This is a genomic window from Larkinella arboricola, assembly GCF_003259745.1.
In the GTDB taxonomy this organism is placed as follows: Bacteria; Bacteroidota; Bacteroidia; order Cytophagales; family Spirosomataceae; genus Larkinella; species Larkinella arboricola.
Genome location: NZ_QLMC01000007.1, coordinates 75,178 through 90,909, shown reverse-complemented (window position 1 = coordinate 90,909; position 15,732 = coordinate 75,178). Strand labels below are relative to the sequence as shown.

13 protein-coding genes are annotated in these 15,732 nt (G+C 53.6%); 6 read left to right on the top strand and 7 right to left on the bottom strand.

Translation table 11 applies throughout. The features are described 5' to 3' along the window. Nucleotides 1–46: 46 nt before the first annotated feature. From LX87_RS24185 to LX87_RS24170, 4 genes are all read right to left on the bottom strand, one after another. Nucleotides 47–1,042, bottom strand: a complete 996-nt coding sequence (locus tag LX87_RS24185; RefSeq protein ID WP_111630876.1) for an NAD-dependent epimerase/dehydratase family protein — start codon at nucleotides 1,040–1,042, stop codon at nucleotides 47–49. After that, complete coding sequence (locus LX87_RS24180) at nucleotides 1,039–2,160, bottom strand: GNAT family N-acetyltransferase (RefSeq protein WP_111630875.1); 1,122 nt, start codon at nucleotides 2,158–2,160, stop codon at nucleotides 1,039–1,041. The genes LX87_RS24185 and LX87_RS24180 overlap by 4 nt, the downstream gene beginning before the upstream one ends. After that, a complete protein-coding gene (spt, locus tag LX87_RS24175) occupies nucleotides 2,157–3,362 on the bottom strand; it encodes a serine palmitoyltransferase (RefSeq protein ID WP_111630874.1) in 1,206 nt (401 codons plus the stop codon). Before spt ends, LX87_RS24180 begins: the two co-directional genes overlap by 4 nt. 248 nt (nucleotides 3,363–3,610) lie before the next feature. After that, entirely contained in the window at nucleotides 3,611–4,237 is a 627-nt protein-coding gene (locus LX87_RS24170; protein WP_111630873.1) for a TetR/AcrR family transcriptional regulator, read from the bottom strand. Nucleotides 4,238–4,712: 475 nt separating this feature from the next. Here LX87_RS24170 and LX87_RS24165 point away from each other — a divergent pair, with 475 nt between their 5' ends. The 5 genes from LX87_RS24165 (at nucleotide 4,713) to LX87_RS24145 (ending at nucleotide 10,125) form a co-directional block, all read left to right on the top strand. Next, entirely contained in the window at nucleotides 4,713–5,501 is a 789-nt protein-coding gene (locus tag LX87_RS24165) for a hypothetical protein (RefSeq protein ID WP_229310803.1), read from the top strand. A gap of 60 nt (nucleotides 5,502–5,561) precedes the next feature. Further along, on the top strand, nucleotides 5,562–7,439 hold the full coding sequence (gene treZ, locus LX87_RS24160) for a malto-oligosyltrehalose trehalohydrolase (RefSeq protein WP_111631044.1): 1,878 nt from the start codon (nucleotides 5,562–5,564) through the stop codon (nucleotides 7,437–7,439). 48 nt (nucleotides 7,440–7,487) lie between these two features. Further along, a complete protein-coding gene (locus LX87_RS24155) occupies nucleotides 7,488–8,450 on the top strand; it encodes a TIGR03885 family FMN-dependent LLM class oxidoreductase (protein WP_111630872.1) in 963 nt (320 codons plus the stop codon). Between the two features lie 32 nt (nucleotides 8,451–8,482). Further along, the gene (locus LX87_RS24150; RefSeq protein ID WP_111630871.1) at nucleotides 8,483–9,166 is read left to right on the top strand and encodes an NUDIX hydrolase; all 684 of its coding nucleotides are present in this window, start codon (nucleotides 8,483–8,485) and stop codon (nucleotides 9,164–9,166) included. Nucleotides 9,167–9,261: 95 nt separating this feature from the next. Continuing rightward, complete coding sequence (locus tag LX87_RS24145) at nucleotides 9,262–10,125, top strand: FRG domain-containing protein (RefSeq protein WP_111630870.1); 864 nt, start codon at nucleotides 9,262–9,264, stop codon at nucleotides 10,123–10,125. 6 nt (nucleotides 10,126–10,131) lie between these two features. Here LX87_RS24145 and LX87_RS24140 read toward each other — a convergent pair whose 3' ends face one another. Then, nucleotides 10,132–11,229, bottom strand: coding sequence for a spore photoproduct lyase family protein (locus tag LX87_RS24140; protein WP_229310802.1), 1,098 nt, complete (start codon nucleotides 11,227–11,229; stop codon nucleotides 10,132–10,134). Between the two features lie 295 nt (nucleotides 11,230–11,524). Continuing rightward, entirely contained in the window at nucleotides 11,525–12,304 is a 780-nt protein-coding gene (locus LX87_RS24135) for a phytanoyl-CoA dioxygenase family protein (RefSeq protein ID WP_111631042.1), read from the bottom strand. A 384-nt stretch (nucleotides 12,305–12,688) separates the two neighbouring features. Between LX87_RS24135 and LX87_RS24130 the strand changes: the two genes are divergently transcribed. Beyond that, nucleotides 12,689–13,942 carry a cytochrome P450 gene (locus LX87_RS24130; RefSeq protein ID WP_111630869.1) on the top strand — a complete coding sequence of 418 codons (1,254 nt, stop codon included), beginning with the start codon at nucleotides 12,689–12,691 and terminating at the stop codon, nucleotides 13,940–13,942. A gap of 10 nt (nucleotides 13,943–13,952) precedes the next feature. Here the strand turns inward: LX87_RS24130 and LX87_RS24125 are convergent, their stop codons facing one another. Then, complete coding sequence (locus tag LX87_RS24125; protein WP_111630868.1) at nucleotides 13,953–15,701, bottom strand: alpha-L-rhamnosidase-related protein; 1,749 nt, start codon at nucleotides 15,699–15,701, stop codon at nucleotides 13,953–13,955. Nucleotides 15,702–15,732: the final 31 nt, after the last annotated feature.

The following is a 15,732-nucleotide window of genomic DNA, read 5'->3' as shown; positions in this document are numbered from 1 at the left end:
GCAGTGGCCTTGGCCAGTCACTTCCAGGTGTGTATTCATTGTATTTTTAAAGCCATTGGTTGGCCCGGTACCACCGCAGCGTTTCGTCCAGTCCCTGCTTCAAGCCGTATTTTGGCTGGTAATTCAGGTCCCGTCGGGCCGCTTCAATGCTACAGATCCAGTTGGGAGCCATCAGCTCCCGCAATTTTTCCGGATTGAGTACCGGAGTTGATTTTGAAAACGAGTACCCGGTTTCTAGAGCCCCCGCCACCCCTTTCATCAGGCCGACGGGTAAATGGAGTCGTAACGCCCGGGTACCACTTAACTCCTGAAACAAGTCGGCCAGCGCATACCGGTTATAGGCTTCACCGTCCGAGATGTTATAAATTCGGTTCTGATCGTGGTTTTGCAGCAGTGCCGCTATCGTCACCTCGGCCAAATCCTTAACGTACACAAAACTCAACCGCTGCGGACTGCGCCCAATGTACAGGTCGAGTCGCTGGTGCAGGGTCTTGAACAAAATAAACAGATCCCGTTCGCGGGGTCCGTAGACTGCCGTTGGCCGGATGATGGTTAGCGGCAATCCCTGAACATTGGATACATACTGCTCGGCCAGGAGCTTACTTTTTCCGTAACTGGTGAGCGGCTGGGGCCGGGTGGTTTCGGTAATGGGCTCCCGTGCATCATACGGTATTGGGCCCAAGGCCGCCAGGCTGCTCATGAAAACAAACCGCTTCACGGGTTTTGAAACCCGTTGAGCCGCCTGCACCAGCCGCAGTGTGTACTCGGCATTGATGCGATTGTACGTTTGCTGGTCTTTTGCCCGGGTTGCTCCGGCGGCATGGATCACATACGCGTATCCCCCCTCTTCCAGCATCCGCTGCAACGCTTCTTTTGAACTGAAATCCGGATAAACAAAAGTCAGATTCTGTTCTTTCAGATGGGTCAGATCACTGGAAGGCCGAACGGCAGCCTGTACCTCCAATCCGGCCGCCTGAGCCGCCTGAATGAGATGATGCCCGATAAACCCGCTGGCCCCCGTAATCAAAACCCGTTCCTTCATAGTTCGTTCTCGTATAAGCGATACCGTTTGTACAGCACCCCGTTGATCTGCTCGATGGCATGATTCATCAGGTAATTGTCTTCCAGCATCCACGAACATTCTCCGCCCGTCACTTTGGTGCCGTAGGTGTTCTTGATGACCGACGCATACAGACACGCTTCGATGCCCATTTTGCGGTAGCCTTCCAGCACCCCCAAGGTCAACACCCGGATGCGGGTGATATTTTTCCGCTGCGTCAGCAGTCGGAAAAGTCCCAGCGGAAACAAACGTCCCCGCTTGTTTTTAATCAAAATCTGGTTGATGTCCGGAACGCCGAGAATAAACCCAACCACCTGGTCGTCTTTTTCGGCCACCAGACAGAAATTCGGGTCCAGAATCATCTTGAGGTCTTTCGCCAGATAATCGAACTCACTGTCGGTCATGGGCACAAATCCCAGATTTTTATCCCAGGCCCGGTTGTAGACCTCCCGGATTTTGGGCACTTCGGCTTTAAAATTCTTTACATCGACCTTCCGAATAACGATTCCGCTGCGTTTGAGCCGGTTCTGCAACGTGTCCAGCAATCTCAGCGAGCGTTCGTTGGCCGTAGCCACATTCAATTCGTAGGCCAGCAAATCCGTTTTTTTCCGAAGGCCGTTGGTTAGCAGAAGTTTGTCATAGTATGGTGCGTTATAAGGCATCATGGCCAACGGCGGACGATCAAAACCGTCGATCAGAACGCCACAGACATCATTGGTAGTCGGACTGGTCGGTCCAATTATTCCGGTAAGGCCCTGTTGTTTCAGCCAATCCGACGCGGTTTTTAGTAATAAATCGGCGGTTTCCTGATCATCAATGCAATCAAAAAAACCGAAAAAGCCGTCGTTTCGACCCGTAAACGCATTATGATTCCGGTTATGAATGGCCGCAATGCGCCCGATGATGGTGTCGCCCTCATACGCCAGAAATAATTGCAGCGTGGAGTGTTCGAAAAAAGGGTGTTTACCCGGGGTCAGCAGATCCCGCTGCCCAATGAAAATTTCCGGTACATAGTTTTTGTCATCCCGATATAAACTATGGGGAAAATCGATAAATTGAGTCAGTTCCTTCTTCGAGCTTACGGGGACTACACGCTTCATACGCTTTCCTGAATCGGCATGTGTTTAATGGTCCGGTACGCCCAAGTCAGTTTATCAATTGCTTCTTCAATCTGAGCGAAGGTGTGCGTCGCCATAATCGAGAAACGGATCAGGGAATCCTGCGGAGGAACAGCGGGTGATACCACCGGGTTGACAAACACGCCCTGATCCTGCAACATTTTGGTAATCAAAAAGGTATGCTCGTTATTCCGGATATATACCGGCAGAATCGGGCTCTCGCTCGGCCCCAGATCGAAATTGTTTTCGACCAGCAGGTCTTTGGCATACCGGGTATTGGCCCACAGCCGCTCGATGTGTTCGGGTTCGGTCTGCATGATTTCCAGCGCAGCCAGGGTGCTGGCTACCGCAGCGGGCGTCATACTGGCGCTGAAGATCAGGGAACGGGCCCGGTGACGCAGGTAATTAATCGTTTCGGCGTCGCTGGCGATAAAACCACCCAGGGAAGCCAGCGATTTGCTGAACGTACCCATAATGATGTCGGTCGTGTCGGTCAGTCCGAAGTGCGAAGCCGTTCCGGCCCCCTGATGCCCGATCACGCCCAGACTGTGCGCATCGTCCACCATAACGGAGGCATCAAATTCGGCGGCAATCTGGTTGAGCAGCGGCAGCTTGACAATGTCACCCTCCATGCTGAAAATACCGTCGGCCACAATCAGCTTGATGCCTTCTTCGGGCAACTGGCTCAGTTTTTTCCAGAGATCGTCCATGTCGTTGTGGGCGTACTTGATCACCTTCGAGAAGGACAACCGGCTGCCGTCGATGATGGACGCGTGGTTGCTTTCGTCCAGAATCAGGTAATCGTGACGACCCGTCAGACAGGACAGTGCGCCGAGGTTGGCCTGATAACCCGTGCTGAAGAGTGCTGCGGCTTCTTTGCCGGTAAAGGCCGCCAGCCGGCGTTCGAGCTCTTCGTGAATGTCGAGCGTTCCGTTCAGAAACCGTGATCCGGCGCAGCCTGTACCGTATTTTTCGGTTGCTTTTTTGGCTGCTTCTACCACCGCCGGATGGTTCGTTAGTCCCAGGTACGAATTGGAGCCAAACATCAGAACCCGTTTTCCGTCGATGACTACTTCGGTATCCTGGCCTGATTCAATGGGTCGGAAATATGGATAGATTCCCTTTGCTTTCGCCACCGCGACATCGGTATAAGCAGCGACTTTCGTGTGCAATTTTTTTCTCATGAATTCATTGGTGTCAGAAATGGGGCATTCTTTTCTTTACATACCATGGGTCCTTAATGTTTATAAATTTAATACAACGGCTTTGCGTACAGATAGCCAGTTGATTAGGATTGATTTATTCATGCAAAAACCGTTATGTAAATTCGTTATCAGATTGGCGAAAGGTAGACCCAAGCTCCCTTTTTTTGCCGTACATTTTGGCTGAACCGGCGAATCAACACCGTCAAGCACCCAATTTTTTAGATCAGTTAACAATCCGGTTTAAACAGATACGTCAGAATCATATCGGTAAAAACATTCTTGTTTTCCTGGGTAAAAGCGATAAATCCTTCTTCGTTCAGGTTAAATACGTGCATATACAGCGTCTTGCCGGCGAACGACTGCTTGATAGACGAAAAAACCGTCGACAGCAGAAACATCGGATTGACGGGCCGGATTTGCTTCTGCTGAATGGCTTCTTCCACCTGCCGGAAAAAACACGATTCTTGCAGGGCGGGCGAAACACACATTTTCTGCAACATCCCTTCGGGGTCGCGCTGCGTTTCGTTCATCAGAAATAAGATTATATCGGGATTTTGGGCGTGAAAATTAAATTGACGCTCAATCAGCTCAACTATTTTTTCTTTCAGGTTACTCGTCGGATTGTCCAGGGTAATTCGAATGCCTTCAATCCACTGCTCTAGTAAACTTTCAAAAACCAGCCAGAACAATTTTTCCTTACTCCGGAAATAATAGTGCGTGAGGGCACTGTTCATGCCAGCGGCATTGGCGATGTCCTTCATGGTGGCACCGTCAAAACCCTTCTCAAGAAAAACTGCCTTAGCGGCCTCCTTGATTTTTTCCTCCGTTCCTATTTCGTTCACTCTATGCGTCATGGCGCAAAAGTGTCACCTAAAAATAGAATTTCCAAAAAATTAACTAACTATTTTAACTAAACAGTTAAACCGTTACAAAAACTAGACAAAACCTAAATTAATTTACAATTAAAGAATCTATTTGCCTGTATTCAACTAAAAAATACAACTTACAGGAACGGCGATCAGAGCTGAACAGCGGTTAAGGTCGTCGCGTCACACTAGGAAATGTACTATTTCCAGTCTTTTTTAATATAGACCGTATTACCCGATTCGGTGGCTGGAAGTACTTAGCCAACAAAACGGCTTTGGGAAGTGAACAAAAACAAACCGCATTCTATTCCCGCATTTTAAGTACTTATCGACTTTATTTCCTAGCGCATCGCCCTGACAGGTTCCGGCTCCTGCTTTTTCATAAGACCGAATCCTCATCAATGCAGCCCCTTTTTCCAACCTTACTTCGCTATGCTGGTTTACTAACCAAATTCTGCTCCGATTGAGCAGAACTGAACAGAGCGACAACGTGGCCCCGACACCGGCCACGGTACAACGAAATCCGGATTCAATGGGAAAGAAACTACAACTGTATTCAATTGGCTTACTACTTCTGGGACTTGTTACAACAACCCGGGCCCAACAAACTATTTTTAACGTTTCCTCTTCCGACATTACCAAAGAAGGCAAAGTACTGGCGCAGGAACAACTCGAAATCCAGGACATGATCCGTTCGACCACGACGGTTTCCTACGGATTAAGCAAAGACTGGGAAGTGGGGCTTAACCTGTACAACCTGGATTTTACGCGGCAAAAACCCCACTTTATTCGCAACGATACGACGACCTCGATCCCTTTCGCCCCGCTCCTGCTGGTCAACGCCCAGAAAGCATTTAACCTCTCCCAAACCTTTAAAATCGGTATCGGCGGTCAGGGTGGTTTAAATCTTTCATCCGGGCGCTCGCAGGCGGTTTACTTCGCCTATGCCAATCTGGCCGCTTCGCTGATTGAGGAGCACTACAAGCTGGCGGTAGGCAGTTACAACGGAAACAGCCGCTTTCTGGGGGATGGGCCCCATACCGGTATTCAGGCCGCAGTGGACGCGGGACTTTGGTATCATAAAGTACATCTGCTGGCCGACTGGCTGTCGGGTTCCCATCAACTGGGACAGTTGTCGGTTGGCGTAGAGGTATTCCTGGGCGAGCATCTTCCCGTGGCGGTGGGCTGGCAACGGTCCAACCAGGATGGTTCGCAGGGTTTAATTTTACAAGTAACCTATACTCCTCAATAAACCCAGTGATTGACCGGCGGAAACCTATTATCCGCTTCCTTTTATCTATCATTTATTTTTATGCAGACAGTAGACATTCATAAACGTTCGCTTGGGGTCACCTTTCAGGACGGCATGGCCCGCGTACGGGTTTGGGCACCCGAGGCTGAATCGGTGGCCGTCACGCTGGAAAATCCGTCGCGCACCTTGCCACTCGAACCGCAGGAATATGGTTACTGGGCGCTAACGACCGACCAGATCAAACCCGGCAATCTTTACAAGATCAGGCTGAATCAGGAGCAGTCGTATCCAGACCCGGCTTCGATCGCTCAACCGCAGGATGTTCACAGCCCCTCGGAAGCGATGTGTCTAAACGAGTTTATCTGGAAAGATCAGGACTGGACCAATGTTCCGCTTGAGGAGTACCTGATTTATGAACTCCACGTCGGGACGTTTACACCCGAGGGTACCTTTGCCGCGCTGGAAGAAAAGCTCGATTATCTAAAGGAACTGGGTATCAATGCCATCGAGATTATGCCCGTGGCGCAGTTTCCCGGCGGGCGTAACTGGGGGTATGATGGCGTTTATCCCTATGCCGTTCAGAACACCTATGGCGGGGCGCGGGGCTTGCAGCATCTGGTCGATGCGTGCCACCGGAAAGGAATAGCCGTGGTGCTCGATGTCGTCTACAACCACATGGGGCCGGAAGGCAATTACTTCAGCCAGTTTGGGCCGTATTTTACGGCCAAATACTGCACCCCCTGGGGTAACGCCCTGAATTTCGACGACGCCTGGAGCGACGGGGTCCGGCAATATTTTATTGAAAACGCACTGATGTGGTTTCGGGATTTTCACATCGATGCGCTCCGGATGGATGCCGTTCATGCCATTAAGGATTTTAGTTCGAAGCATATCCTGCAACAAATCAGGGAGCATGTCGATCAGTTGCAGGCCGATACCGGACGGCCATACTACCTGATGGTTGAATCCGACCTGAACGACCCACGGTTTATCAACCCGCCCAACACGGGTGGATACGGGATGCAGGCGCAGTGGATCGACGAGTTTCACCACGCGCTGCGCGTAACGGCGGGGGAAGAACAACGGGGCTACTATTCCGACTTTAACGGTATTGTACACCTGGCCAAATCCTACCAAGATGCCTACGTATATGATGGACAGTTCTCGAACCACCGCAAGCGCGTTTTTGGTCTCAAAGCGGAAGCCAATTCCGGTCATCAGTTCATCGTCTTTTCGCAGAATCACGATCAGGTAGGTAACCGTATGCTCGGCGAGCGCACCAGTCAACTGGTGAGTTTTGAGATGCAGAAGCTGATGGCCGGAGCTGTGCTGGTAAGCCCGTACCTGCCGCTCCTGTTTATGGGAGAAGAGTGGAGCGAACCCAACCCGTTTCTCTATTTTATAAGCCATACCGAAGAGGAACTGGTGGAAGCCGTCCGCCAGGGCCGCAAGTCGGAGTTTGCCGATTTTCACGGACAGGGCGAGGTGCCGGACCCCTTTGCCGACGAAACCTTCCAGCGGTCCAAACTCCAGTGGGAACTGCTCCGGCAGGACCCTCACCAGACCATGTTCCGGTATTACCAGGCGCTTATTGCGCTGCGCAAACAGCAACCCGCCCTGCGCCAGTTGTCCCGCCAGCATCTGGAAGTTACCGTTCAGGAGGATCAGCAAACACTGGTGCTGCGTCGCTGGCATTCGGATCAGCAGGTGGTCTGTCTGATGAATTTTTCCAAACAGCCGCAATCCGTTTCGGTCCCGGCTTCGGCAGAACCCTGGGTTAAACTGCTGGATTCCGCCGATCCGATCTGGAAAGGGGCCGGTACGGCTCCGGAGGCTGCATCAGGCGGTTTTGTCATTTCCCTGCAACCCGAATCCCTGGTTATTTACACGACCACTCCGGCCCACCCCGAACAGGCAGGGCCCCGATCAGATAAGTAAAAAAAATTCAGAACAAGAGCTTGATTCACTTCAGGATTTCATACCGTTATGCTTAAAATCGGCTATCATGCTTCCCATGAACAATTTGCGCCCAGCACACTGCTGACGTACACTCAACTGGCCCAGCAGGCTGGCTTTACGGCGGGCTCCTGCTCCGACCATTTCCATCCGTGGAGTTCCAAACAGGGCGAAAGCGGTTTTGCCTGGTCGTGGCTGGCTGCGGCTCTACAGGCCACCACCTTACCCTTCGGGGTGGTTAACGCGCCTGGGCAACGCTACCATCCGGCCATCATTGCCCAGGCCGCAGCCACGCTGGCTGAAATGTTTCCGGAACGTTTCTGGATAGCCGTCGGTACCGGGCAGGCCCTCAACGAACACATTACCGGCGACAGATGGCCCTCCAAAGCCGACCGCAATGCCCGTTTGAAAGAGTGCGTCGACATTATCCGGGCGCTGTGGAACGGCGAAACCGTGTCGCACAAAGGCTTGGTAACGGTTGAAGATGCCAAATTATACACGCGTCCGGCGGTAAAACCCCTATTGATCGGCGCGGCTGTCACCAGCAAAACCGCCGAATGGGTTGGCGGCTGGGCCGACGGTTTACTGACCATCTCGCAGCCCAAAGACGAATTACAGCGGGTTATAGATGCCTTCCGCCGGGGCGGAGGAGAAGGCAAACCGATGTACCTGAAAGTGCAGTTGTCGTACGCTCCTACCCTCGACGAAGCGCGGCAGGGCGCGTATGAACAATGGCGGGCCAATATTTTCCCCAACAACATGCTGACGGAACTTCGTTTGCCGGAGCAGTTTGACGCGGCTGGCCAGTTTGTCAACTTGAGCGAGGTTGATAAAATGGTCCGGATTTCGGCCGACCCTTCCGAGCACATCGACTGGCTACAGCAGGATGCTGAAATGGGTTTTGAAAGGCTGATGCTGCACAACGTCAACCGCGACCAGCAACGCTTCATCGAAGATTTCGGCGCAAAAGTCCTGCCCGACCTGCTTAAATAATGGAACCGAACCTCCCGCAAACAACCTGACTGATGGCACAGCCGGAACCTTTTCAACATTCGTTTAAATACAAAGCCTGGCAGCGCAAACTGGAGCAAAATCAGATCCAGTTGAAGAATGTGCAGGACGTTTACACGCGTCACGGTAACGAGGGCCAGGTGCTGCATACCCTGGTCAAACTGGATGCTACGACGCCCGACGGGGCTAAATTGTCGCCCTTGTGTTTCATCAAGGGCGACGCAATCTCGATCCTCGTCGTTTTGATTGACGAAGAAACAGGCGACAAATTTGTGCTGATGGTCCGGCAACGGCGCGTTTGCGACGGTTCGGAAACCTACGAACACCCGGCGGGCATGATCGATGAGGGCGAAACCCCACCCGAAGTGGCTCTGCGCGAATTGAAGGAAGAAACCGGCCTGGAAATTCCACCGGATGAACTGATCCCGCTCGGCCCCAGGGCCTGGTATTCGGCCACCTCCACCAGCGACGAAGCCCTCTACTTCTTTTACTGCGAACGCCGGATGAGCGGTCCGGCCATTCGGGCGCTACACGGTAAATCGACGGGTAAGGCGTCGGAGCAGGAACAAACCCGGCTGCACGTCGCGCCCTTTGCCGAAGCCCACCGTCTGGTCAGCAACCTGCACGGTGTGCTGGGGCACTTGCTGTACCTGCGGGTCGTGGGGGATTATGCAACCCTGGAAACGCTGCCTTTTTAGCCTGCTTCCGCCCCCGGACCGTTTGCTTACGGGAACGCAGGCGGTTAAACGTTTTTTTTAGTACCCGGTTTTCCCTGAAAAAGCGCCGTGTGATTATGAGTGAGACTAGTGTGAGCAGTTGGAATGAGTTAATGGATTGCCTGTACGAGCATGCCTGGACACCGGCTCTGAACCGATTCCGTTCACCCTACGCCTTTCGGGGGTTGTCGAATGCTTCCTATTCGCTGAATACCTCCCTGATGCGGCTGGGGGATCATTATGCCCAACTGGAAGGTCATTTGCTGCGGAATTTCAAGAAATACGCCCACCAGGTCGTTACCAAAAGCGATTCGTTCTGGTACTGGCTGTCGGTGGCCCAGCACCACGGCCTGCCTACCCGGCTCATGGACTGGACGTTTTCGCCGTATGTGGCCCTGCATTTTGTTACGGCCTGTATTGACCAGTACGACCACGACGGGGTGGTGTGGTGCGTGGATTACAAGAAGGTGCACGCTCATTTACCCAAACAACTCACCGAATGCCTGACCACGGAAGGCGCCGATGTGTTCACGATTGATATGCTCACTCCGATCACTTCGCTTGCGGAGTTCGATGGGCTGACCGACCCCGCCTGTGCCTTATTTTTCGAGCCGCCTTCCATGGACGAGCGCATCGTGAATCAGTATGCCCTGTTTTCGGTGGTTTCCTCACCCACGCTGAGCCTGGACGAATGGCTGAAAAACCACCCGGACTGTTACCGCCGAATCCTGATTCCGCACACGCTCAAATGGGAAATTCGCGATAAGCTCGATCAGGCCAATATCAACGAACGGGTGTTGTTCCCCGGTCTGGATGGCCTGAGTAGCTGGCTGCGTCGTCAATATTTCCCAACGGTTGACCCGGAAACGGGCCGACCCAATCAGCGCGAGGAGGATATACAGCAGGAACGGGAAAAACAGGGGTTTCAAAACCTGTCGTAAGACGGTTTACGTCCAGTACAGAATAGGTGCGTCGGGAAACCGTCTGCGCCATTCGGTGTAGAAAAACGTTCGAAGCTCCTTCATGTCGTCGGGTCGATACACGTACTTCAGCCCCCCAAATTTGTTGCGTTTTTCCGCGCGTCCGGCTTCTTCCATTTCCAGGCTGGTGTTGGGATACCACTCCTGCAAAACGGTTTTACTGCCGGGTGTGAAGCGGTGCGTAATAAACTCAACGGTCAAATCGCAGTCAAAATCCAGCGCGTCCGCCAGCCGGTCGAGCAATTCCGTGTAGTGTTCCCGCCAGTTCGGAATCGGCATGATTGGGGCCAGCACCACCCCGACCGGATAGCCTCCTCCGCCCAACGGCGGGGGTAAAGCCAGTTTCCGGAGTGCCTGTAACCGGGCTTCGACCGAAGCCGTCCCGCCCTCCATGCGTCGGGCGATGGACTCGGCATTCAGACTCAGCCGGGCGCGGGTCCGGCCATTGTGCGGCAGGTCCAGCAGCGATTCCACCTGATCGTACTTACTCACAAACCGCAGATGGGCGTCGGGTCGACTACCAAAATACCGGATGCACTCAGCCAGACTTCCCGTCAGGTGTTCAATTCCGATCACGTCCGTATAGCAGCTTACTTCAAACGTGGTGATTTTTCCGGGTTGCTCGTACGAAGCCGTGTTTGCCAGCAATTGGGGCAGGTTGGCAAACACACGGGTAACCGGCGGCCCCTGCAAACTACCCGCCAGGTAACAGTACTGACAATGGGCCGGACAACCCTCGGCCAGGTTCATCTGCCAGTCGGCGGAGGGCGGAACGGGTTGCAGCCGCAACGAACTCGGGGGCGCCTTGACCACCGCCAGCGTATTTTTGGCAATCCGGTACGTCTCCCGATCATCTTTTCCGCGCAGGCCGGTCAGCCGGTTGTTTTTCAGGATTTCGATGGGCAAGTCCAGGGCGGACACCCGTTCATAAATCTGCTGTCCGAACGGTTCCTGCAACGCATCCGGCGTAAACAGTACCCGCTTGGGAAGCCAGAGCCGGGCGGAATGCTGGAGAGAATTGGATACGGTTTTTGACGGAGTAAGCAGTTCCGGTTGTGTAGGCATATCGCTGTAAAAAAGCTTTCTGGACGAATCGACTTTAATTGAATGTCGTCAATAAAATAACACGTTTTATCGCGATAAAATTCATCCAGACAGCTTGGCAATCACCAATCAAACCATTGATAAACAGTAGTTTATATAGCTATTAAAAAACAATTGCTAAAACATTACCATCCTCAAAACCACACCCTTAAACCGGTATAAAAACAGAGGGATAATCTGAAAGCTACGAAGCTGGAAGGCTCCCATTTCTCAGATTGTCCCTCATTCTTTAACCGGGTCCTAAAGGCGGCTTTGGCTATTCTTCCAGCGCCTGCCGAATGGCTTCTTCTACGGGTGAATAACCTCCTGTCGAACCCTCAATGACGGGTTCCTCCCTGAACAGCAAGGGCGGCTGCGCCAAAAACCGGGGTTCCGTTCCGTGGTGGGGCTGGGCTGCATGGACCAGGAAAGGATGGCACAGATAAACCGTACCCGCAGCCCCGGTGGCCAGTTGTTCGCTTCGTTCGGGCAGTTCGGCCAGTTGTTGGGCCAGCTCCAGAAAGGATAACCCCGGTTCTCCGGCGGGTTTGAGCAACCGGGCCACATCCCGGTGCGATCCGACACGAATCCGGGTTGGCGCGTCGTGTTCGCCCACGTCCGAAAACAGAAACAGCATCAGCAGCGCACGGGCTTTAGAACGAACATTCACCCGCCAGGCAAAGTAGTTGGCCGGATCGTCGGCCGGAAAACTGGCATCAACGTGCCAACCGCCGTCGCCGGGATCTTCTTCGGACGGAAACCGAACCGGAAAGGTGCCCATGCTCCGGCAGGGAAGCCACCGCCCCGGTCCAACCAACTGGTCAAAAGCCCGGTGTAACACGTCGGTATTGGCAGCCTGTACAAACGGTTCCTGCGAATACATACCCAGCCGGACGACCGGCCGGGTCCAGGTTGCCGGATTAGCTGGATCGGCGTCTATTTCCCGCCAGAGAATCGTTCGAACCGCGCGGGCGATTTCAGGAGAGAAAGCCTGATCAATGCGGACAAATCCATCCCGGATGAATTGCTCAATCTGGTCTTTTGTTAAGTCTTGCATAAATTTGAAGTGATGCAGTTGAAATGAGATTTTAGCTTTCACGCAGCCGTTGAACAACAACGAATCATTTCACCGTAGCGAACGGCGAATAGTCTGCGTAAAGACAATAGGGAACTGGGCCTTAGAAAAGGCAATCTGTCAGGGCGACAGCCGGGAAGGATTTTAGAGCATTGGTGCCATTCTCATACCCGTAAAGATAGAAAATGCCTCCCATGTAAGTCAAGCAGTGGCGGCCTTAAAAATCATCCTTTGTCGGCCCATCTCTCGTCCGCTTTTTACCCGTACCCTCAATTTTCGCTTATGATCCCAAACGCATTAACCGACAGCCGGTTGTTTTTTCAACTGCTATGCTGCAATAATCATATGCTGTAATAATCAACGCTCATGAGAAACATACCGCGCATAAGCGCCTGGAGTAGTGCTGTCGGCCTGGCTCGCGAAGGCTTCCCCTTTATCTACAACCGCTGTCGGCGTTTCCAGTCCGACCTTTTCGAAATCAAAGTTCCGTTTCTAAAAGTGCTTTGTATGAGCGGCCCCGAAGCTTCCCGGATTTTTTATGATCCGGAACGGTTTGTACGCCAGGGCGCTATTCCCAAGCGCATCCAGCGGACGCTGTTCGGTGAAAAAGGCGTACAAACCCTGGACGATGCGGCTCACCGTCGCCGGAAAGAACTGTTTATGTCCATCATGACCCCGGAAAATATCCAGCGGCTGTCGGATGTCATGCACGAGCAGTGGCGAATGGCCATCCGGAAGTGGGCGGGCACGGCGGGCCCGATCATTCTGTTCGACGAACTGAAGGAATTGTTGTGCCGGGCGGCCTGCGCCTGGGCGGGCGTTCCCATCAGCGAATCGGAAGTAAAGCAACGGGCGGGCCAGTTCTGGGAGCGGGTCGATGCCTTCGGAGCCGTGGGCCTGCGGCACCTCCGCGGTCGGAAAGCCCGCCAGCAAACCGAAGACTGGATGCGGGGCATCATTCTCGGTATCCGGGAAGGACGCATTACGGTCCCGGAAGGAACGTCGGCCTACGTCATGGCCCTGCACCGCGAACCGGACAGCAAACCGCTGGAGGCACAGGTGGCCGCCGTGGAGCTGATCAATACCGTCCGCCCGATTGTAGCCATTGCCAACTACATCGTTTTTGCGGCTCTGGCCCTGCACGAACATCCGGAGTGCCGGAACGGGTTACAGCATGGCGGCCCCGACGACATCGAGCGGTTTGTGCAGGAAGTTCGCCGGTATTATCCGTTTGCGCCGTTTCTGGGGGCCAAAGTTCGCTCGGCGTTCGACTGGCGAAACGTTCACTTTCCGAAAGGAGCGATGGTTCTGCTGGATGTATACGGCACCAACCGCCACCCCGATACCTGGGAACGGCCGCTCGAATTCTGGCCCGACCGGTTTCGGCAGTGGGACGGCAGTGCCTATAACTTTATTCCGCAGGGCGGTGGGGATCATTACAAAAACCACCGCTGCGCCGGTGAGTGGGTCACCATCGAAACGCTCAAAATAGCCCTGACCTACCTGACCAAACACATGGAATATACCGTACCACCCCAGGATTTATCGTTCAAACTGTCCCGTATGCCTACCTTTCCCCGAAGTGGATTCATCATAACTCAGGTCCGGGAGAAACTATAATCTCTTTCTCTCACCGAATGATCCGCACCTCTTTCGGACCGCTGACTTCCGTTTGAATTTTGCCGCTGGCCAGTTTGGTATGCTTCACCTTCACAATACCGTATGGCGTCGGGAAAGTACCTTCGGCGAAGGTCAAATCTTCCAGATGCGGTTCAATCTTGATGGCTTTGCAACCCGGTTCCACCACCTTGATACCGAGCACGTGCTCCGTCAGCCAGGAGGTGGGGCCGGACGCCCAGCCGTGCGCCAGACTGTGCCGAAAACCGATGTAGCAGTAAGCTCCGCAATCGCCGTGGATGTCTTTTTTGCCTTCCGGCACCAGCTCGTCAATGCGCCCGGCGTTTTTCACCCAGTCGAGGTTGAAGTCTTCCCAGAAGGTGGTCGCACCCAACGCCAGCATCCCGCCCCAGAACTGACGGATGTTGGCCAGAGCCCCCTTGTAGTCGCCCGCTTTGGCCTGCGCCTGAAGCATGTAATAGCCGTAGAAGGTCGAGAAATTCTGCGCACCGCCCACAGCCAGCACATCCCGGTTGGCTTTTTCGGCGGGCATCAGGCCGGAGAGCGCCAGCAAAGACGCCCCCTGTTTGGATTGGTTCGGATCGGGTACATACTGCTTTAACCGGGCCACGGCCTGGTCGCATTTTCGCGCCGTGGCCGGATCGCTCAGAATACGACTGATGTCTCCGGCGGCATTCAGCGACATCGCCATCATGGCCTGCAAACCCGCGTGAATTCCCTTCTGGTTTTCGCTCGAAGGCCAGTCCAGAAACCGGGTTCCGTCCAGCTTCTCGCTGTTTTTGTCATCAATTTTCGCAATCAGCAAATCCACCAGTTTAACCAGATACGGCTGCTGTTCTTTCAGATACGCCAGATTTCCGTTGTGCAGATACCAGTCTTTATGAATCAGAATCCACCACATCGAGTAGGTGCTGATGCCGTTCATCCAGCCGGGCAGGGGCGTAATGTCGCGCGCCAGGTCCAGACTTTTCGGCACCACTTCGTTAGAGCCAAACACGGCATTGATCGTGGACACTTCGGGGTGCATATCCCCCACCCACACCAGCCGGTCGCGTTTGATACCGTCCCAGAGGTAATCCTGCATGTTCAGGTGTACGGTATAGGCACCCGTTGCCCAGATTTGGTTGAGGAGCTGGTCGCTGCTCCGGAACGAACCGAGGTACGGAATATCGCGAAACACGAAAATGGCCCGCAACTCTTTCAATAACAATTCAGTATTGCCGTCCACCAGATCAATCCGGACGAACCGGAAGCCCGTGTTGCCGATTTCGAGTTTGCCCAGCCACGGCACCTGCACGGTCATATCCCGGATGGCGTGGTCGTTGGTCGCATTCTGCTTGGGTTCAATGTCCGCCATCGCTTCGCTGGCCGACTCACCGAACCGAATCCGGACGGTGATCGGTTTGCTTTCCCGCCACTGCCCGGTCACGATCTGTAAACCGCCGTGCAGTTCACGCCCAAAATCAAGCAGCAGACTCGGCTTGCCGTTGGCGTCACTTTTGAGCGAACACATGCCCTGGCCCGACAGATCGGCCTGCCCGTTGCCTACCTTCAACAGCCGTTCGGCGTTCTGGACCGTACCGGTTTGCCACAGAATTTTTACGGGCGACAAAAACCGCCGAACCGTGGCTTCGGTCTGCGCGTCTTTAGCGCGGGATGCTTCAAAAATCGGTGGAAGCTGGGCCTGAGCAATTCCGGCAAAACCAACGCACAGGCAAAAAACGAAGGAAACAAATTTCATAGAAAGGATTAGGTATTCAGTTTATAAGTAA